An 18,491-nucleotide genomic window follows, 5' to 3' on the forward strand; every position below is an offset into this window, starting at 1 on the left:
TGCTCTTTGAAGCTTCTTCTTAAACTAATGTCCCAAGCATCCTAGTTGAAAAAGGATATAAAATGTTAATTTATGTATCGAACTTCTTGTACATTTATGTGTTGGATTCTGGAGCCCACCAGTTACCCGAAACCACAATCATTGTCTGTAATTTAATCGTATTAGCAAAATAGTCATCATCGTCGTGTTCCTGAATCGTTCTGCTCCATAATTTGTTGATCCATAGCTGATTAGAGGAATCAACCATGGCGCTCACCATGAATGGAGCAACAAAGCTTGTACTATTTCCTTCCTCAACCGCTTTTCCATTTAGCATATAGCCAGATTGAATATTTTCTGGATTGCCATGTGTTTCCTCTTTAATCCAATTGTTCATCCTTTGTATTTGCCCCAACGCTCTAGTGTCACCGGTTAGTAAGTAATCAATCGTATAGCGCCAAGGTATTCTACTGCTGTTCCAGCTATAATTACCGTCATTTGGTCCCTCTAAAAAATCAGCTTGAGCCGGCTGATAAACTCCCTTAGATTGTACAATGAAATCAGGCATAAGACCGGTATTGCCACTTTTTGTTGTATAAATAGAATGAATAATCGCATAAGCCTTATCCGTTACATCTTTCCATTTATGATTCCCTGTTGCGGTCTCAAATGTCTTCATATGATTTAGAAGAAGGTCTGATGAACGAGTTGATTGCCCGTAAACATGATCTTTATCCTCCGCCCAGTCTCCTAGTTTTATAAGAGACTGAGACTGATTTATTTCATTCAACATGATGGCCTCAATAATGTCTTTGGCTCTAGCAAGATAGTCGATATCCCCTTTACTTCCCCACTGCTGATCAGCCAATAATAACGCATAAGCGATGTCCATATCACCATCAGTTGCTGAATCAGCATCCCCTGGCGTATTAATAATTTCTCCCTTTTTATTCTTTACCTGTTGCCAAGCCATTAAAGATGGATTATTTTTGCTGCTATGCGCCTTGTAAAATCTATAAAGACCATCAAAGTTTTGTTTGGCCTTATGATCCTTTCCCGCCATGATTGCGGTTATCATCATCCCATAACCATGCGCTTCGGAAACGGTAACAGCGTTTTTTGGCTCTGCATACCCCTTATCATTGTAAAAAATATAATACTCATCTTTTTTATCAACAGGCTGCTTAAGATATTTTTTTTCCCAGGTTTTATAAAAATCAGCTACTGCATCATCCATCTCCTCTTGTGACACATTGTCTGGTTTTATTGTTCCAGATTGATAGACTGTATGTTGAGGAAACGGCCTTTTACTGGCAACCTCTTTTTTTGTATTTTGATACACTAATGCTATCGAGGCAATGATACCGACTACTATCACGCCTATTAATAAGCTAACTCTTTTTTTCATGTCTGGCTCCTTAGATTATGGTGTTATATTTACTTTAGAATATTGTGCGAGCCATAAACATTTGTATGTAACTGACAATTTTCCATGTATTCAAAGAGCTGTTAGAATTTCCAATCCCCTCAAACACCGATTAAGTAATATACCATTTATTTACGATTATTTATTAAACTAATCTGCTCCGTTATATCAGTAAAAAAAGGGTGTCTCAGCAACCACTCTATACAGTGCACCTGTTAGTTTATCTAGACAAATCTATTATTTCTTCTTACCTACTTTAGTTTCCGTACCCTTCAATATTCTCTTAATATTTTCTCTGTGAAGAATAATGACGAATAAGCTAATAAATAATGAGAGTGCTATAATTAGCTTTTCTTCAAATATAAAACTGTAAATAACAATTGAAATACTAGCTAAAATTGAACTAAGAGACACATATTTAGAAGTTAACAAACTAATAAGAAACACAATAAATGCAGTACATGTACCTAATGGAGATAAAAATATAAACACTCCTGCTGATGTAGCCACTGCCTTACCACCTTTAAAGCCCGCGAAGATAGGAAACGCGTGTCCACATATGACGAGTATGCCACACAATATAGGAGAAACCGTTGAATTAAAGATTTGTGGGAGTAGGCAAGCAACAGTACCTTTTAATATATCCGCAATAGCTACTGTAGTTCCTGCTCTTTTTCCCAAAACCCGAAACGTATTAGTGGCTCCAAGGTTCCCACTCCCATATCCTCGAATATCGGTTTTATAAAACAATTTACCGATAACCAAAGCAAATGAGATTGAACCAATTAAATAACTTGAAACGAGAGTCATTATATTCAGCATAAGTTACCTTCTTACTTGAAATTTATTGTTTCAATTATATATTAATATTCGTTTTATTATGCTTATTTCCCTGCTATTTTTCTTAACTATTCAACACCCCAGTGTTGAACCGAACACCCTTCACATTAACGTCTTTACTGACGGATATATTTGAAAAATATAAAAGGGTCATGCATCCATCAGAATGATAGGCATGACCCTAAATAATAAATTGATACATTAGGTGTGTATAATATTGCGAATGGTTTATTGAAAGAAAAAACATTTAATGCTGTAATCCCTCATTTCTTGAAGTTATTCCTTTAATAAAATAATGAAGTAGCCGATTTTCCCTAGCGTTGGAAAACTCGGCTTTCTTGATGTCATATTTTGCTTAGCGTATGTTTTTCGCTTTTGGCTAATGAATGTTTGCTCAAATTAATATTATTAATCTTGATAAACGAACAAAAAGAAAGAAGCTGTTTTGAAAAAAAAGGTTGAATGACTATAAAGATGTTTCATTGCAAATAAAGTTGATTATAACGTTAGTCAAGTTATTCAATTAAAGGGGTCGATTGTTGAAAAGATATAAAAGGATCATACATATTAGTCAGGCTAATATATATGATCCTTTATTTGTTATCCACTCAAAATAAATATGAAAATACATTTTGAGTGATTAAGGGTTATTCAAAAAGGCTTCGACACAAAAAAAAACTGCTTATGAATAGCAGCTAATTCGTCCAATAATGCTCAGTTAACTCCAAAAGGCATAAAGTACATTTATACTCCAGTCTTATGTCTTTCTGGCATTTGATAATAATATAAGGCAGCAATTAGTACGGATATAATTCCACTTGTCAGAAAAAAAGTATTGAAGAAACTTCCCCCTGCAGTCGGGGAATTAGATACCAATCTGCTTAAAAGTAGTAAAAGTACTCCCAAACCAGAAAGAAATAAAGCTATTTTTTTGGCACTTCTTTTAAATAGCATCGATCCCAAAAGAATGATTATATAAAGTGCTGTAATTATCATAAGGCTAGGAAACAATGGTTTGAATTTAGCTGCATATACGAAATAATCTAAAACTGAAATATCATTTGCATCCACAACTTGATCATTCAGCATCTGTGAAAAGTGAGTTGAATATTTCCATTCCCATGGGTTATCTAAAATTTCGCTTCCTTCGTACCATGTACAAAATGTAAAAAACAAAAGAAGCAGCGTAGCAATTACTAATTGAAAAATGTATTTCACTTACAATTTCACCACCTCTAGACAATTGCCTACATTATACCAATAATTTGAAAGTTAAAATATAACTAACTTTCCTCATCTTCTTAATATTTAGAAACGATTCGATTCATTTCAAACGATAGGCTACCTCTCATTCCTAAACCCTGGCTTTGAAGGTTTATGTAAACATACACTGGTTTATGAATAATATAAAATAACCTCTTTTAAGGAGCGTTTGGGAATATGACATTTCGTGGAGAAGACCTCCTTCTTTCAGGAGCATGGATACTATTAATTGGTTCAATTATTGATACAACCGGGCAGACCCAGCAAACTTTCACCCACAGCGATCAGGGGAAAGATTTAATCGTAAAAGGAAATGGGATTGAAGCATTCGGAAATTCGTTGCAAGCCATCGGGAGAACTAAGCTGTTAAAACCTGAGAGGGAGCTAGCACAAATATATACCATCTTCGGTGCTTGGCTTGAGGCTGCTGGTAATAGTACAAATGCAGTTGGAGTAAGTATTGAACTAAATGGTGCTGAGGAAGAGGGAGTAAAAATAGATACCCTTGGCAGTGGAGTCCAAGGTCTTGGCGCAGCTTTTGAAGCAGTAGGTGCATTTCTTGAAGAGGATTCATCCTATAGGGAACTTGCGATTATAGGAAATAGCTTCATTTCTTTAGGCTCTTTTTTAGCAGCGATCGGTAATATTTACGTTTTAAACGAAAAAAGTGTAATTGGGGAACAGATTCTATTGGTCGGTAGCTGGATTCAAGTTATTGGTGCATTTATATTACTTCATGCAATTACCCTTGAGGTTGAACACATTAAACACGAGGAACACGAGAAAAATCCGAAAAATGGAAACGGCAATTCTTATCCCTATTCTTATAATAATTATTCCTACACCTGATAAAGGGCTACCTACAGCTAAAGATGGATGTCGTTAGCTCCTTATCATATAGTGCGGTTGCTTAGCAATTCTCCATTATCTTAGCAAACTAACTCCCCTATAATGGAAAATACTTAAGGTGCCACCAATTCAACTTTCATTCTATCTGGGTCTTCAAAGTAAACAGCATAATGCTCCTTTCCACCAGCGAATGGGTGAGTGTCAGTATAGAGAATGCTTACTCCTTTGTCCCTTAATTTTTGAGTCATATCAACAACCTGATGACGTGAAATCGCGTGAAATGCTAAATGGTTAAGACCTACTCTCCTCCTATGATAGGGAACATCAAGAAATCGTTCCTCTGCTTGGACAAAGACTATATACATTTCACCTATGCTCCAACTCTTCCCGCTTTCCCACTCCTGAAAAGGTTCATACCCTAATTCCTCTAAAAACCAGCCCCAAAAATCAACAGTCCTTTTTAAATCAGAAACATATAGCTCAATATGATGAATAAGTCCTTTTGACAACTGTCATCCCCCCTAAATCCTAATGAAAACATCCCACAGACCCTCTTTACGTTTATACGGTATTAACAATATTAGAAAAAGATCTTGAAACCACTTTAGTTTGATAGAATGATTTCAAGTGGCAAAATATTCAAATTAAACAACATGGACAAATAAAAAGTGTAGAATACACGATTCAGTGTGCAAAAGTAAGGATCTCTTATAACTTAAAAATCTATGTATAGTGGCAAATTCAAATAATTCTTTAAGAAGTTAAGGCTATATGCAGTATTAAACTAAAGAGAACGGCACAAATACTAATCCAATAGTAATTTCATTTTGATAAAACATTCTGGGATCTAATATCATGTCTGAAGTCCAAACGAGACTATCAAAAGCAAATACTCTAGGAAAGCAATTTTTCAAATTATTTATTATAGTCGTCCTATCTTTACTAATATTGATACTTCTAGGCTTAGATTACCCTGATAAATACATAATAATAGATCACACAATTCCAGGAATCATACCTAAGAAGTTTTATCAGCATTATTTGGTATTAATCGTTGTTTTTTTTATCTTCATTTTTTTATCAAAGAAAAGTAGGTTTTGGATGTGGTTTACTTGCTTTAAGATTTAGGAATATGATCCTTCCTATTGTATATCATTCTTTTAGTAACTTACTTGTAAGTTTTTTTGAGTGGGTATAAAAGGTTATTTTTCATATAGATAGTATGCGCTCGAGATTTTATTATTTAGGGGTGATAATTTGAGGAGTACATATAGTTTGTTTTCACTTGTTTTAAGTATCATAGGAGCATAACTGATTATTTTACTTTTTAGAGATGTTGGTGAATCCCGAAGTCAGATAGTATGGGCTTATGTATCCTTCATCTTAGGTCCTATCCTTTTGATAACTAGTATTATATTTGGGATTTTAGGTTTCAAATCCAAAGAAAAAGGACGGTTGAAGTATGCCGGAATTATAACCACAATACTCGTTATAATATGACTCGCCATAGTGATTGCACTTTTTACTATCGGGTTTTAATTAGTTTTCTTCTATTACAAATGACAAAAAGGGCTGTCATTACAGCCCTTTTTTCTGTGATGTCAAACAGCTTAGTGTAGTGACTTTTTATTTAATGACCTCATTAAAAATCTCTCCGCCACCGTTTATTTTTACGATTTTAAGGCGATTGGTATTTTTAACGAAAATGGTTTTATATTGTTTTTCACCCTTTAGGTCAATAAGTAAAACGCGTTTATTGTCATTATCCGTTTCCTTATTAAAATTATAATCTTCGTTACCGATTTGCTCGATTATCTTGCCATATTCAGGTAAAGAAGACCACTTCTCATGATCTGCACTTGGAGTTGTTTCGTTTTGTGCGGGTTCATTTTGTGTTCCTTGTTCATCTGCTGTTTGCACGGGCTGTTCACTTTTTTCTGTAACCTCTTTACTGTTTTCATCTGTTTCATTACTGTTACAAGCAGTTAGCATTGTTGCGGCTGCAACTAATGCAATCATTGATTTGTACATGCTTCACATCATCTCCTCTAAGTGTATTCCCCCTTAACTCTGGCAAAAAACCTAGCCGAGTTCATGAAGTGGCTTCTATACCTGATTAAGAAACTTACCTATGATGTCTGCTCCTTAAAAGCGACTGGACATATTGCTATAATTTCTGTTATTATAGTTACTCAGGGTAACAATTACTCTCAGTAACTATACATTATAAGGAGTGTTTCTGATAAAGACTTATCAAAAATTCTTTCAAGAACTATTGCTGCTGTACCGGCCTTTTGAAAATAATCTAAATATACAGCTAAACAAGCATAATTTGCACAGAGCGCAATGGTCAATTTTGCATTACTTATCCAATTATGGTTCTGCAACGCTTGTAGAGCTTGCAAATTATCAGAGCGTGGAAAAACCCACAATTACCAGGACCATTACCCGCTTAGAAGAATTAGGATATGTAGAGCATGTTCCCAGCAAAGATAGACGCGAAAAAAGAATGCAGCTTACAGAGCTTGGGACCAAGATATATAGTGATGTCCGTGTGACCATTGACCAATATGAACAGGACATTTTAACAGGAATCTCTGAAGAAGAACAGCTCGCAGCCATCCGCATTATGAGCGAAATAAGAAATAATATTATAGAGTAAGGGGATAATAAAATGGATCAATCCAAACCAAAATTGTGGACGAAAGATTTTGTTATTGTTTCCTCCATCAATTTTTTCATAACATTAATTTTTTATTTATTAATGGTGACATTGGCTATCTATGCAGTAAATGAATTAAATGCTTCTACAAGCCAAGCCGGCCTTATATCTGGGATATTTATTATTGGAACTTTAATTGGGCGACTATTCATCGGCCGCTTTATTGATTCGATTGGCCGTAAGAAAACATTGTATATTGGTCTAATCTTTTTTACTTTGACAACACTATTATATTTTGTTGATTTCGGTATTACCTTCCTGCTTGCTAACCGTCTAATACATGGTATAGCAATGGGTATGGCCAGCACAGCGACAGGAACGATTGTAGCTCAGATTATCCCGGCAACACGAAAAGGGGAAGGAATCGGCTACTACAGCATGAGTGCAACACTGGCCACAGCAATCGGTCCTTTCATCGGACTTTATATGACACAACATGCAAGCTTTCAAACGATTTTTAGTTTCTGCCTTGCTTTAGGGGTAATCAGTTTGATTACAGCATTCTTCCTTTATGTACCTGCATTAAAAGGAACGATCAAAGTATCTGAAAGTAAGGGATTCAAGCTATCCAACTTTATTGAGCCAAAGGCACTGCCCATCTCATTTATTACTCTATTATTAGCTTTCTGTTACTCTAGCGTTCTTTCTTTTATCAGTTTCTATGCAATGGAAATCAACCTAGTTAATACTGCAAGCTTCTTCTTTGTAGTCTATGCAGTAGCAGTATTGTTATCACGCCCTTTCTCAGGACCGTTAATGGACCGGAGAGGATCGAACTATATTATGTATCCGGCCTTTATTATCTTTGGAGCCGGACTGCTCCTTCTAAGTCAAACAAGTAATAGTTTCACTTTATTGGCAGCCGGATTCCTTATTGGACTTGGATTCGGTAATATGCAATCAAGCTCGCAAGCGATCGCCGTTAAAATGACTCCGCCTCACCGTATGGGAATGGCAACGTCAACCTTCTTTATCATGCTTGATGCTGGACTTGGATTTGGTCCTTATATACTAGGTTTAATCATTCCATTAACAGGCTACAGTACACTTTATGTCATCCTAGGTGTTGTGGTCATAGCAACTTCTCTTCTTTACTACTTCTTGCACGGCAAGAATGAAAGTGCAGCAAGAGTAAAAATCGCTTCAATTTGATCGAAATTAGCAAGGGATATCCTGTAACGGGATATCCCTTTTTTTAATGCTTTTATGCCATGAGTTCGATCTAAAGAATAAGTCTGATAAGCAAATAGTTTTATTGCACAACGGGAATTCGTCCGTTGTTGGGGATAATTCGTCCGTTGTTGGTATTAATTCGACCTTCAGAGAGATAATTCGTCCTTCATTGGTATTAATTCGTCCTTTGCTGGATAATTCGTCCTCAATAATTCGACCTTCACTAAAAAAAGAAGCAGTCTCTATAGTTTTTGAGACTGCTTCTAGTGATAGGGGTCCTTATTTGACTTCTATATTTTCTATATAAAAACCATGATTTTTGGTTTTCTTTTGATCTGCTGATTGAATGACTGTTTCACCTTTATATAAAGTCTTTCCGGTCTTTAAATCGGCAATCAGCAATCGAGGCGGTTTAGTTTTATAATCCATTTCCTCTGGATATCTGTCATTACCTAGAAGGATATACACCTTTCCATTCTTAACGGTGGCGAAGTATTCTTCATTCTTATGAACAGCTAGATCTAGCTCTAGATCCTTCGTTATCTTTTGACTGCTTAGATCAAACGTCTTAATGTGATATTTATCGGATTTGGTATCAACTGCGTATAGGTTTTCCCCATCAACATATCCTGATTTTGCCATGTCCAGGCTAAGAGATTCTTTTTCGGACCCATTAACCGTTTCTAATTTTTCCGTTTCATAATGATAAGATAGCAGTTTGCTTTCTTTTGGCTTTTCCTCATATGGACCATCCTCATGATTTACCCCTTTGATCACAGAAAATAAAATCATGTTGTTTGCCTTGGTGGGAGCAACATCAATTGGCATCCCAACTTCGACTTGGTCATTGCCATTATAAGTTTCGGATAAAAGAGTTTTATCGCCTATTACTTTCTTATTAGCTAAATCGATCGTATACAGATGAACCTCTTTCGTTTGTTTGTCATCGTTGGAATTCACATCATTAGTCGTTAATACCTGTAGTTTTGAATGGACCAATTGCACATCCACGACATTCGTATTCATTTTTCTCTCTTGATCAGGAAGTTCCAAACTGAAAGAACTTTCATCGTTGCTTTTCTTCTCCAATAAAGCGATATCAAACTTCGCTTCCATGTTTCCGCTCTTTGTGAAATCTTCATTTACCGAGGCGTAAGCCAGGAAATCACTGTCTTCATAAAAAGAATCGATAAAACCCTTACCACGCATAAATGAACGATGTTCTTTCATTAATCTTCCCATTTGAGCATCTTGTCTTCCAGTTAAGCTTTCAAAGTAAGACTTTTCGCTGTCATATGTTGTTTGATTGGATTCAATCGTTAATAATTCAAAATAGGGATTGGCTTCAAGTGAAGAACCATTTATGATTACCGGATCAAGCTCTTTGCTACTACCTTCTAGCGTCTTGAACGTATACTTTGGAAGGCCGGAAGCGGAGGAAGCTACTTTGACATAATAGGTTCCGATGCTTAAGATGACAACCATTCCAATAATGATGCTGCATATATAACGTTTCACCTTGTTCACTCTCCTTTAATAGTTGTTATACGGTAACGCGATTTTTCAATAACCAGGAACCAAGCCAAATCGATAGTCCTGTCACAATGATTCCTAAAGCGATCAGTATACCCACGAGTTCACCAGGGTAAAAATAGAAAACATCACTTGCCATTACGAAAACAGGAGTTAAAAACAACGCAGCGGCGATTCCGGTATACACCAAGCCCAAAATGATGCCTTTTATACGGAAACTCCTTTCAAACATGATCGCTGTGAATAATATCGACATGACCATAAGACCAATGCCATAGTTAAGCAGGAATTGTGTGAAGGTGCTTGGGATAACCAAATTCAAGACACTATTAAATTTCGCAATGGAGTAAATTGACATTTCCTTGTTCAAGAACGATTCAGGTACGTATGAATTAAATAGGGCATTTTCCATGGGTAAAATGATAATCTGCAAAGCAATCAACCCTAACACCATCAAGATGATGGCCGTAGCTTTAGAAAGGTAGATTGACAATCTCGATGTCGGTAACATCAATAGGCGATAAATGAAGGTATTCTTTCCAAACCAATCACGATACCAAATCAGAAAAATGTAAAAAACAAGAGCAACTGCACTCAACGCGATCGGTCCTTGGAACCAGAGAGAATTAGCAATTTGGGTAAAATCAATACCACCATAATTAGTAAAATAGGCGGCTTCTGATATTTTTTCTTCCGACATGATATCATGGGCTCGATTAAGAAAACTCTTTGTTCCAATGATCACTCCAACTAACTGCGACACCAATGTTATCAACAATAAAGAAATATATATTTTACTAAATCGATTGATTTCAAAATTCACTAGCTTTAAATAACGCATCATGATTGGTACACCTCTCTCATTACATCGACTACTGATTTCCCTTCCTCTTCACGCATTTCTTCTGTATTGAACTCTTTGAGGACTTTACCGTTATCCAATAAAATGACCTTATCGATTAAATGTTCAATATCACCGATTTCATGGGTCGTGATGATGACTCCTCTGTCTTCGATAAGGTGGCTCGCAAAGACATCGGCAATTTGCTCCCGGCTAAACATATCAATGCCCGAAAATGGTTCGTCCATCAGTACATAATCCACATCAAGGGACAGACCCAGCATTAGGTTAAGCTTAGCTGTGTTGCCTTTTGACAATTCCGAAATGGGGATCTCTTCGTTCAGTTTAAAAAATCCCAATAATTGATTAGCTCTTTCCGAGTTCCATGACGTGTAGAAATCTTCCATGAAAACCATTGCCTGTTTAACCGTCATTGATGGAAGCATGGTCGGTGCGTCCGGAATAAACGTGATTTTTTCATAACTGTTCTTAGTCATTTTTTCATTATCAATTAAGATTTCACCTTTATAAGGCGTCAATCCCATAATGGCTTTGAGTGTAGTCGTTTTCCCGACACCATTTATCCCGATCAGACAAGTGACTTCACCTTTATTAGCAGTAAACGAAACACCATCTAAGATTGTCTTCCGGCCGTATTTCTTAGAGATTTGTTTTACTTCTATCATTTTTCTTCCCCCTCCCTTATTTCTTCCGAATATTTTTCTTTAACCACTCGAAGCAGCTCTTCAACTGGCACATTAATAGGCCGAATAGCATCGACAAAAGAATCAACCGCTGCCAGAATAAGCTCCTGTCTAACAGCCTGTAAAATCGTTTCATTTGTTGTGATTTGACTAGGAAAATTTCTTTCTGTATGAATCAAACCCTGTTCCTCCATTTCTTTATACGCTTTTTGAGCTGTATTAGGATTAATGTTCAGTGAAGCCGCCAGTTCTCTTCGGGATGGAATTTCCTGTCCCGCTACGAATTTCCCAATGGCAATTTGTTCTTTAAAATGCCTCACAACTTGCAAATATACCGGTTCTCGGGTATTAACGTTCATAAAACTACCCCCTATTTATTTAGGAAAAAACTTCGATTTGAAATTTAATAACGAGTGTATGTATTAAGTAGTTCATACACCTTATAGATGTACTATACTCGTAATACACCTTCACTGTCAATATAGAATTTCCACATATTAAAAAAACCGATTGCGTAATGAAATCGAGGTTTTAGTAGCTTATTGGTGATCATCGTAAAGTCGGCGATAATTTTTTTGCTCATTTTTCTGTTAAGTCCCTTATAGAGTAAAATCTGTAAATTAATCAAATAATAATAGAGCATGTAAATTTCTATAAAGGGGATGGTTTTTATCAAAAACCGGTTTTTAAAGTTAATGATCTTGTTTATGTCTTTTGCTTTGATCTTTTCTCCTCTAACTACTGAGGCAAAAGGAAAAGGGGCTCAACAAAGACAATGTATTAGTAAATCATCGGAACAGCTAAAACATACTTTACAGAAACTTTGGATCGACCATACTATATGGACAAGAAGCTATATGGTAAGTGCCTTATCAGATTTGGATGACAAAGAAAAGGTACTGACTAGGTTATTAAAAAATCAGGATGATATAGGAAATGCAATCAAACCTTATTATGGCGATGCAGCCGGCAACAAACTAGCTGAACTGTTAAGGGAGCACATCGTTCTTGCAGGAAAAGTGGTGGATGCAGCAAAAAGCGGAAACCAGGAAAATCTGAAAATATTTAATGCTGAATGGTATAAAAATGCTGATGATATTGCTCTTTTTCTTAGTAAAGCCAATCCAAATTGGAGCAATGATGAATTAAAGGAATTGCTATATACACATTTAAAATTGCTTACAGACCAAGTTGTATCAAGAATTAAAAAGGATACAGATGCGGAAATTTCTGCTTTTGATAAAGGTGAAGATCATATTATTAAATTGGCAGACACCCTAACAGAAGGGATTATCAAGCAATTCCCAAAAAAGTTTTAAAACATCTAATAAAAACAAATCCCGATTCTATCTCTTTCTTTCAAAGATAAAGTCGGGATTTAATATGCTGGGTATCCTAAAGGGGTAGATTCGCAGATACTTGAGCTAAACCCCGTTTATCTGTTTCATCTCGTAAACTTCGTAAAGCTTGTTGAACAATACCATTGTTTATGGGCAACTTAGATTCAACCTGAACCTACTTTGGATTTAAGGAAACATCCTGATCATTCAAAAAACGATCCATTTTGGATTAACTTTTAATAAACTTCCTGTAATCCTTATTGCAGGGTCCTTGACTCCAGAACTCTGAATTAAGGCAGGCATTTTATTGTCCACATACCATTGATGTGAACAATCCTTGTCCCATAATGAAGCGACCAGATATCTTCCATTTTTCTTTTCAGCAAATACTCCAGCAAGCATTCCTGGTGAAGCCATCATCCCTTTGTTCCATACTTCTTTTTGCATGTGCTCAAACTCAAGTTGTTTATTTGTTTCTACAAAACAATCTGCCACTCGAAGAAGACTTCCCTTACTTAAAAAATCTGTCATGTCTGTTGTGCTTGTATTAAACATTTTCTCGAAAATTTGAACAGAGATATTGGAATAAGTATTTCTTTGGTTACTCTTCTCGAAAATTCCATCATGCTGTTGCTCCATGAATGCTTGGTAAGAACGATCATCTCTCCAGAAAGAAATAATGCCTGCTTCAAACGGATTGTTTTTATCCCATCCCCCGATTTGGCCTATAAATCCATCTAACTGTTTCAAATCTCCCCAACCCTCTTGTGCGTTAGAAAATGAACTCTTGTTTTCCTCATTCACTTGGCATTTTATCCACTTTATTAACATATTTGATCCACCTACTTATTTATAGATTTCACCCAACTTTTGCTTTTTTATCTATCTCTTTTATTAAATCATTTTTACCGTTTATATAATCATCGATGGAAATTCTGCATCCAAACTTTGATTTAGCTGACTATGCTTCTGTGCATCCAAAAGCGCTAAGGGTGTTTCTTAAATCCAGCGTATAACAAAATAGATCCCTGTTCATGTTAAAGAATGGCGTTGGAATCATTATGCTCCTTTGTTATGATGAAGGTATCCATTTTCAAGAAATAATATCCTCTAGGAGAACGCCATGAATAAAAAAAAGAAAACTACTATATCAGATGTTGCTGAGAAGGCCGGTGTTTCCAAAAGTACGGTTTCTCAATATATCAACCAACGTTTTCGTTATATGAGTGCTGAAACCAAAGACAGAATCGAGCAAGTCATCCAAGAACTTGACTTTCGTCCCAATGATAATGCTAGAAATTTAAAAGTAAAAAAAACAAAAGTCATAGGCATTCTCGTAGCTAATATTTTACATACTTTGTCCACCGAAATTATTCGTACCGTGGAAGAACAGTTTCGGCAGCACGGCATGAAGGTATTCATTTGTGACTCTGCTGATGATCCAGAGAAAGAAAAAGAATACCTTGATTTGCTGGTTTCTACGCAAGTAGATGGAATCATTATTTTTCCAGTAGGAAATGATTTTAAAGTCTATAATTATCTAATCGATCATTCGATTCCTATGGTATTCGTTGATCGGTTAGTTGATGGCGTGACATCTGATTCCGTCCTTTTAGACAATCACGCTGCAATCTTTTTAGCTGTATCCATGCTAGCTGAAAAAGGACACGAAAATATCGCGTTTTTAACCTTACCGATTGATATCCCTATCACGCCAAGGTTGGAAAGAATCGAAGGATTTAAAAAAGCAATGGCATCTTATGATTTTGAAGTCAGAGAAGATGATATCTATTCTTTACACAAAAACCAAATTCAAGAAAAATTGGCCCAAATATTCGATACAGAAAAGCCTCCAACAGCCATAGTAGCAGGAAATGATTTAGTGCTCCGTGAAATCCTTAGCTATTTGAAAAAGCAAAAAGTCTCGATTCCTAATGAAGTAGCCATTATCAGTATTGATGATATCGCCTATTCGGAATTTTATGAACCTTCTATCACAACAATTGGACAACCTATTCAACAAATGGGAATCAAAGTAGCAGAATTATTATTGGACCGGATAACTAATCCTGTTCAGGCTCCGTTCATTACATATCGGTTTGCCCCGGAACTTATTGTTCGAAATTCATGCTAAAAGGCTATTACCATAAGATTTCACACACAAAAACGGCAGTTTATATACACTGCCGTTACATCTGCCATGGAATAATAGAGAACATGTAAAACCCGAAAAGCGAACGACTCTTAGATTTGATTTTTCTTTCAGTACTCTTCATAAACAGCTTTTACTTCATAGACTTTGACAGTTCAAGTTTTTTACTGATCTTGTTAAGTGAATATAACCTCTAAAAAAACAATCTACGACCATCCCTCCAATTAATTGGTCCCATCGTAAGGAGAAGTGAACCTAAAATGGTCGCTAAAAAGATTGAAATGATATATCCTTTTAATCACATAATATTTATCTTTTTTTTGCTTCTTCTATGACATATCGGATAAATGGGGCTTTTGCTTGAGTATATCCCACTCTATCTAAATGATGCTTTTGAGATAAGTTTTGTTTTAATTGCTGGTATTGTTTACGAATATCAGGATGAGTGCTTAAATAATCCCTAAATAATAGATGATTATTCCACTCTTCACTTCCGAATTTGTAGATATGCAAATGGTGTGTACCCGCTCTCCATTGGCCTTTTCTAAAAAAACGCCTTTCAGGAAACTCCTTATGTGCGACAAACTCATAGCCAATTGTTTTTAATGGATCAATAAACTTGTCCACTTCATCTAAATGTTGAACGCCTGCCATTATATCCAAAATTGGTTTTGCGCATAAGTCTTTTACAGAGGTACTCCCAATGTGCTCAACACAAATAGGTTTGTCCTTTAGGACTTCCTTAATCTTCGCTTTTTCATGTTCGAACTCAGTAACCCAATTTGGGTTGTAATTCTCAATCGTAACTGGTTTTTCCATTTTTCCTCTGACTTTCATGTTAATCATGTTCATTAATTAAAAATATCCCCCTAGAATGGGGGGCTTGTTTTAGACTATCGTTTTTATCTATAGTAAAAATGGGATAAACGTAGTAATAAGAGTTATCATCTAATCACATACCTTTTTTACTTTTTGTCACGTGACCACGCGATGATAGGATCCTGAGCACTCGGTTCATAGTACGTTCCGGCATACTCCTTTTCTTTTCCAGTTATTTTATTAGTCCGAATAACTGTGTAAGTTCCTTTATCGTAATTTTTGGTAAGATAATATTTCCGGTAGGTAAACCCTTTTTCGGGGCCAGTAAAGGTGACTTCGTGTTTGTACTCTTCTGGCTTGTTTAGGTTTTCTTTCACTACACCCTGAATATTTAGTGGTGTTTCTTCAAGCTGAACATCTGTGCGGATATTAACATCTTGGGTCTTTACTTTACCCAGAGGTACAGATGCCATTTCGATTGTTTCTTCAGTTTGTTCCAAGAATGACTTTGTAACGCTGTATGAGTATAGGATTTTCATAGAGCTTATATCGTTTTTTACTTTGCCTGCCAACTCTGGCATGGCAAAGCTTAAGACAAAGGTAATGGATATTCCGATGATTAATAGTGTTAGCGGAATTTTTTTCATATTTCCTCTTTCTTAATAACGTATTTGTATAACAAGAATATTAATAGTGAACATCCTCTGACATCATCAATTCTGTAAATCCCTCTGTTTTGAATCATTAGGAATAATTCCAAATTTCGCGATCAATAGTAAGGCAAAAAAAATAAAACAACTGAAACTGGTGTTATCACTTGTAAAAAATACACTAGGTATAATACGTGATGCAAGAAGTACATTTAAGATATAGGCAATAAGAAAACCCGCATATGAAATGCAACTCAGATAGTTTCCAACTACTGTTCTTTTGTAATGAACATAATCTGATTTATTTCCTTTTCTGATACTAACTATTTGCCGTATTTGTCTTATGAGACCGTATGTGAACGCAATGATCAACATTACAATAATAAGAAAACTAATTATTGCTTCATTCACTTTTTTTATCCCCCCTGTAAATAGGTCTGACACTAATAGATAAAAGCTTTAGGACGGTTAATTACTATCCTTTTTTATGTAATAAATCTGCTTTTTTATCAGGATTATCAGCCCATAGTCAACTAAGCAATCCTCCAAGTACATATTCCTCTATTACGAAACATCCTCTGAAAGAGTCATAACGGCAAACTCATCGTAAGTGTTCTGATGTTAAAGCCCATTTTTTCGTAGAGCTTAATAGCTTTGTTCTGGGCAAAAGCACTTAGACGGACTTCAGAATGCCCATCTTGTTTTAGAAAATCAATTGCTGACTCCATTAATCTCTTAGAAATACCTTTCCCTCTGTATTCTTCTATTACAAACAGTTCATAAATAAATCCATTCATCTTATCCGTAAACTGATCTTTACTTGCTCCTAATAGAATCCACCCCATTAGTTGATCTTCTTCTATCGCAATGACATAATAACTCCCTTTTTCAAGCAGTGGTTCAACAAGTTGTTTGATTTTTTGATTAGTTGGCTTCACTTCACCTAATGTGCCGTCAAAAACAGCTTGTGGCGAAAGTGATAAGACCTTTTGAAGTTCATAATCAGTTGGTTTCCTTATTTCCATGAATGAAAGCATCCTTTCTAAGGGCTAGTACATGTTAGTTAAGTAGTTCCATTGCCATTTGAATATTTGTCCTATTAAAAAATATTACTAATACATTTTCTATACTATTTATAAGTATTCTATTGCTTCTATATTCCTTCCCTTAATCAAATTTATAAATAAAGGAATCTTAATGTTATGAGGAAACCAAACAACGACCGTTAACCCCATCCATTCCAAATGGTGTTTTCTTAAATGTGGCCTTGTTGATTTTTCACTTTCACTACTATCGTTCACATTATATACGGATTACGGATGATAAAGTTTCAAAATAAAGGAAGAAATACCAATCTATTTCCCCATAAATTAATTAAAAAGACCACCAAATTGGTGGTCTTTTTAATTAATTTATATTATAAAACCCAACTGCTTCCATCGAATGTCCCCTTGGAAGGCTATTACCGTCAATATCGATGATTCGTTGTGAAGTTTTTCACGTTTATCGGTTCGGTTTCTGTTGTTATAAAGGCTTTTGTAAGTATCCTATTATGTTCCATAACAACCCTTCCTTAAATCCATAAACTTCATAAGGCTTTGTTTTTCTTTTTTTTCATGTACCCGCGAATGAACATTCCTGCAATAATAAGAACCGCAACTATTGCGATTGGCTGGATATAGGGCTTGGCCATCTCATTAATCTGTCCCCAATTGCTTCCTAACTTCATCCCGAGAAATACAAAAAGCACAGACCATGGAAGTACGGCTAGTAGCGTATAATTCGTGAATTTTATTAAAGACATTTTAGAAATCCCTGCTGGTATCGAAATAGCATGTCTGACAACCGGAATGAACCGAGCCGTAAAAATGACACTTGGTCCATAGTTAGTAAACCATGATTCCGATAGCTCAATATGTTTCTTGTGTATGAAAATATACTTTCCGTATCGTTCTAAAAATGGTCTTCCACCATAATATCCGATTAAATAAACAAAGATCTGAGCGATGGTTCCACCAATTGTTCCGGCAATAACCGCCCCTACAAAACTGATGTTTCCTTGGGATACTAAAAAGCCTCCATAAGATAATACAATTTCACTTGGAATGATTTCAATCATAAGACCGAGGGTAATTCCAAGGTACCCATAATCCATAAGTGTAAGTAGAATAGATTGGATAAAGTCGTTCATAACTCAGCT

At 35.7% G+C, this 18,491-nt stretch carries 19 protein-coding genes; 5 read left to right on the forward strand and 14 right to left on the reverse strand.

Translation table 11 applies throughout. The features are described from left to right. Positions 1-94: 94 nt before the first annotated feature. The 3 genes from JFV29_RS24210 to JFV29_RS24220 form a co-directional block, all read right to left on the reverse strand. Positions 95-1,387: a glycosyl hydrolase family 8 gene (locus JFV29_RS24210; protein WP_201186871.1), complete on the reverse strand. Its 1,293-nt coding sequence runs from the start codon at positions 1,385-1,387 to the stop codon at positions 95-97. Positions 1,388-1,642: 255 nt separating this feature from the next. Further along, a complete protein-coding gene (gene plsY / locus JFV29_RS24215; RefSeq protein ID WP_397327810.1) occupies positions 1,643-2,224 on the reverse strand; it encodes a glycerol-3-phosphate 1-O-acyltransferase PlsY in 582 nt (193 codons plus the stop codon). 765 nt (positions 2,225-2,989) lie between these two features. Then, positions 2,990-3,463, reverse strand: coding sequence for a DUF4306 domain-containing protein (locus JFV29_RS24220; RefSeq protein WP_201186877.1), 474 nt, complete (start codon positions 3,461-3,463; stop codon positions 2,990-2,992). A gap of 222 nt (positions 3,464-3,685) precedes the next feature. On the opposite strand from JFV29_RS24220, the gene JFV29_RS24225 reads away from it, so the two are divergent. Beyond that, positions 3,686-4,357, forward strand: a complete 672-nt coding sequence (locus JFV29_RS24225; RefSeq protein ID WP_201186878.1) for a DUF6944 family repetitive protein — start codon at positions 3,686-3,688, stop codon at positions 4,355-4,357. A 113-nt stretch (positions 4,358-4,470) separates the two neighbouring features. On the opposite strand, the gene JFV29_RS24230 is transcribed toward JFV29_RS24225, so the two are convergent. Next, the gene (locus JFV29_RS24230; protein WP_201186882.1) at positions 4,471-4,866 is read right to left on the reverse strand and encodes a VOC family protein; all 396 of its coding nucleotides are present in this window, start codon (positions 4,864-4,866) and stop codon (positions 4,471-4,473) included. Positions 4,867-5,983: 1,117 nt separating this feature from the next. Continuing rightward, on the reverse strand, positions 5,984-6,388 hold the full coding sequence (locus JFV29_RS24235; protein WP_201186884.1) for a hypothetical protein: 405 nt from the start codon (positions 6,386-6,388) through the stop codon (positions 5,984-5,986). Between the two features lie 202 nt (positions 6,389-6,590). On the opposite strand from JFV29_RS24235, the gene JFV29_RS24240 reads away from it, so the two are divergent. Together JFV29_RS24240 and JFV29_RS24245 are read left to right on the forward strand one after the other, a co-directional pair. Further along, positions 6,591-7,019: a MarR family winged helix-turn-helix transcriptional regulator gene (locus tag JFV29_RS24240; RefSeq protein WP_376109681.1), complete on the forward strand. Its 429-nt coding sequence runs from the start codon at positions 6,591-6,593 to the stop codon at positions 7,017-7,019. Positions 7,020-7,031: 12 nt separating this feature from the next. Then, on the forward strand, positions 7,032-8,231 hold the full coding sequence (locus JFV29_RS24245; protein WP_201186886.1) for an MFS transporter: 1,200 nt from the start codon (positions 7,032-7,034) through the stop codon (positions 8,229-8,231). A gap of 300 nt (positions 8,232-8,531) precedes the next feature. On the opposite strand, the gene JFV29_RS24250 is transcribed toward JFV29_RS24245, so the two are convergent. Genes JFV29_RS24250 through JFV29_RS24265 form a run of 4 tightly spaced genes read right to left on the reverse strand, consistent with a single transcriptional unit; the run spans position 8,532 to position 11,689 of the window. Further along, positions 8,532-9,770 carry a hypothetical protein gene (locus JFV29_RS24250; protein ID WP_201186888.1) on the reverse strand — a complete coding sequence of 413 codons (1,239 nt, stop codon included), beginning with the start codon at positions 9,768-9,770 and terminating at the stop codon, positions 8,532-8,534. A gap of 25 nt (positions 9,771-9,795) precedes the next feature. Beyond that, on the reverse strand, positions 9,796-10,629 hold the full coding sequence (locus tag JFV29_RS24255) for a hypothetical protein (protein WP_201186890.1): 834 nt from the start codon (positions 10,627-10,629) through the stop codon (positions 9,796-9,798). Next, entirely contained in the window at positions 10,626-11,312 is a 687-nt protein-coding gene (locus tag JFV29_RS24260; protein WP_201186892.1) for an ABC transporter ATP-binding protein, read from the reverse strand. Before JFV29_RS24260 ends, JFV29_RS24255 begins: the two co-directional genes overlap by 4 nt. After that, positions 11,309-11,689, reverse strand: a complete 381-nt coding sequence (locus JFV29_RS24265) for a GntR family transcriptional regulator (protein ID WP_056521067.1) — start codon at positions 11,687-11,689, stop codon at positions 11,309-11,311. The genes JFV29_RS24260 and JFV29_RS24265 overlap by 4 nt, the downstream gene beginning before the upstream one ends. Before the next feature lie 336 nt (positions 11,690-12,025). On the opposite strand from JFV29_RS24265, the gene JFV29_RS24270 reads away from it, so the two are divergent. Then, positions 12,026-12,649, forward strand: coding sequence for a glycosyltransferase (locus tag JFV29_RS24270; protein ID WP_242486068.1), 624 nt, complete (start codon positions 12,026-12,028; stop codon positions 12,647-12,649). Positions 12,650-12,877: 228 nt separating this feature from the next. On the opposite strand, the gene JFV29_RS24275 is transcribed toward JFV29_RS24270, so the two are convergent. Beyond that, positions 12,878-13,501: a YdbC family protein gene (locus JFV29_RS24275; RefSeq protein ID WP_201186894.1), complete on the reverse strand. Its 624-nt coding sequence runs from the start codon at positions 13,499-13,501 to the stop codon at positions 12,878-12,880. A gap of 292 nt (positions 13,502-13,793) precedes the next feature. On the opposite strand from JFV29_RS24275, the gene JFV29_RS24280 reads away from it, so the two are divergent. Then, positions 13,794-14,804, forward strand: coding sequence for a LacI family DNA-binding transcriptional regulator (locus JFV29_RS24280; protein ID WP_201186896.1), 1,011 nt, complete (start codon positions 13,794-13,796; stop codon positions 14,802-14,804). 327 nt (positions 14,805-15,131) lie between these two features. Here the strand turns inward: JFV29_RS24280 and JFV29_RS24285 are convergent, their stop codons facing one another. The 4 genes from JFV29_RS24285 to JFV29_RS24300 form a co-directional block, all read right to left on the reverse strand. Next, positions 15,132-15,641 carry a GrpB family protein gene (locus JFV29_RS24285; protein ID WP_056521258.1) on the reverse strand — a complete coding sequence of 170 codons (510 nt, stop codon included), beginning with the start codon at positions 15,639-15,641 and terminating at the stop codon, positions 15,132-15,134. A 146-nt stretch (positions 15,642-15,787) separates the two neighbouring features. Continuing rightward, a complete protein-coding gene (locus tag JFV29_RS24290) occupies positions 15,788-16,288 on the reverse strand; it encodes a hypothetical protein (RefSeq protein WP_201186898.1) in 501 nt (166 codons plus the stop codon). A gap of 590 nt (positions 16,289-16,878) precedes the next feature. After that, the gene (locus JFV29_RS24295; protein WP_201186900.1) at positions 16,879-17,316 is read right to left on the reverse strand and encodes a GNAT family N-acetyltransferase; all 438 of its coding nucleotides are present in this window, start codon (positions 17,314-17,316) and stop codon (positions 16,879-16,881) included. Positions 17,317-17,879: 563 nt separating this feature from the next. Further along, complete coding sequence (locus tag JFV29_RS24300) at positions 17,880-18,482, reverse strand: DedA family protein (protein WP_098372998.1); 603 nt, start codon at positions 18,480-18,482, stop codon at positions 17,880-17,882. Between the last annotated feature and the right edge of the window lie 9 nt (positions 18,483-18,491).

It is taken from the genome of Peribacillus sp. TH16, from assembly GCF_016651095.1.
GTDB lineage: Bacteria > Bacillota > Bacilli > Bacillales > DSM-1321 > Peribacillus > Peribacillus butanolivorans.

Excerpts from the sequence above, each read along its gene's own strand:
- JFV29_RS24210 (WP_201186871.1), bottom strand. The coding sequence starts at position 1,387 with ATGAAAAAAAGAGTTAGCTTATTAATAGGCGTGATAGTAGTCGGTATC.
- JFV29_RS24225 (WP_201186878.1), top strand. The coding sequence starts at position 3,686 with ATGACATTTCGTGGAGAAGACCTCCTTCTTTCAGGAGCATGGATACTA.
- JFV29_RS24235 (WP_201186884.1), bottom strand. The coding sequence starts at position 6,388 with ATGTACAAATCAATGATTGCATTAGTTGCAGCCGCAACAATGCTAACT.
- JFV29_RS24245 (WP_201186886.1), top strand. The coding sequence starts at position 7,032 with ATGGATCAATCCAAACCAAAATTGTGGACGAAAGATTTTGTTATTGTT.
- JFV29_RS24255 (WP_201186890.1), bottom strand. The coding sequence starts at position 10,629 with ATGATGCGTTATTTAAAGCTAGTGAATTTTGAAATCAATCGATTTAGT.
- JFV29_RS24260 (WP_201186892.1), bottom strand. The coding sequence starts at position 11,312 with ATGATAGAAGTAAAACAAATCTCTAAGAAATACGGCCGGAAGACAATC.
- JFV29_RS24265 (WP_056521067.1), bottom strand. The coding sequence starts at position 11,689 with ATGAACGTTAATACCCGAGAACCGGTATATTTGCAAGTTGTGAGGCAT.
- JFV29_RS24270 (WP_242486068.1), top strand. The coding sequence starts at position 12,026 with ATGATCTTGTTTATGTCTTTTGCTTTGATCTTTTCTCCTCTAACTACT.
- JFV29_RS24275 (WP_201186894.1), bottom strand. The coding sequence starts at position 13,501 with ATGTTAATAAAGTGGATAAAATGCCAAGTGAATGAGGAAAACAAGAGT.
- JFV29_RS24280 (WP_201186896.1), top strand. The coding sequence starts at position 13,794 with ATGAATAAAAAAAAGAAAACTACTATATCAGATGTTGCTGAGAAGGCC.
- JFV29_RS24285 (WP_056521258.1), bottom strand. The coding sequence starts at position 15,641 with ATGGAAAAACCAGTTACGATTGAGAATTACAACCCAAATTGGGTTACT.
- JFV29_RS24290 (WP_201186898.1), bottom strand. The coding sequence starts at position 16,288 with ATGAAAAAAATTCCGCTAACACTATTAATCATCGGAATATCCATTACC.
- JFV29_RS24295 (WP_201186900.1), bottom strand. The coding sequence starts at position 17,316 with ATGGAAATAAGGAAACCAACTGATTATGAACTTCAAAAGGTCTTATCA.
- JFV29_RS24300 (WP_098372998.1), bottom strand. The coding sequence starts at position 18,482 with ATGAACGACTTTATCCAATCTATTCTACTTACACTTATGGATTATGGG.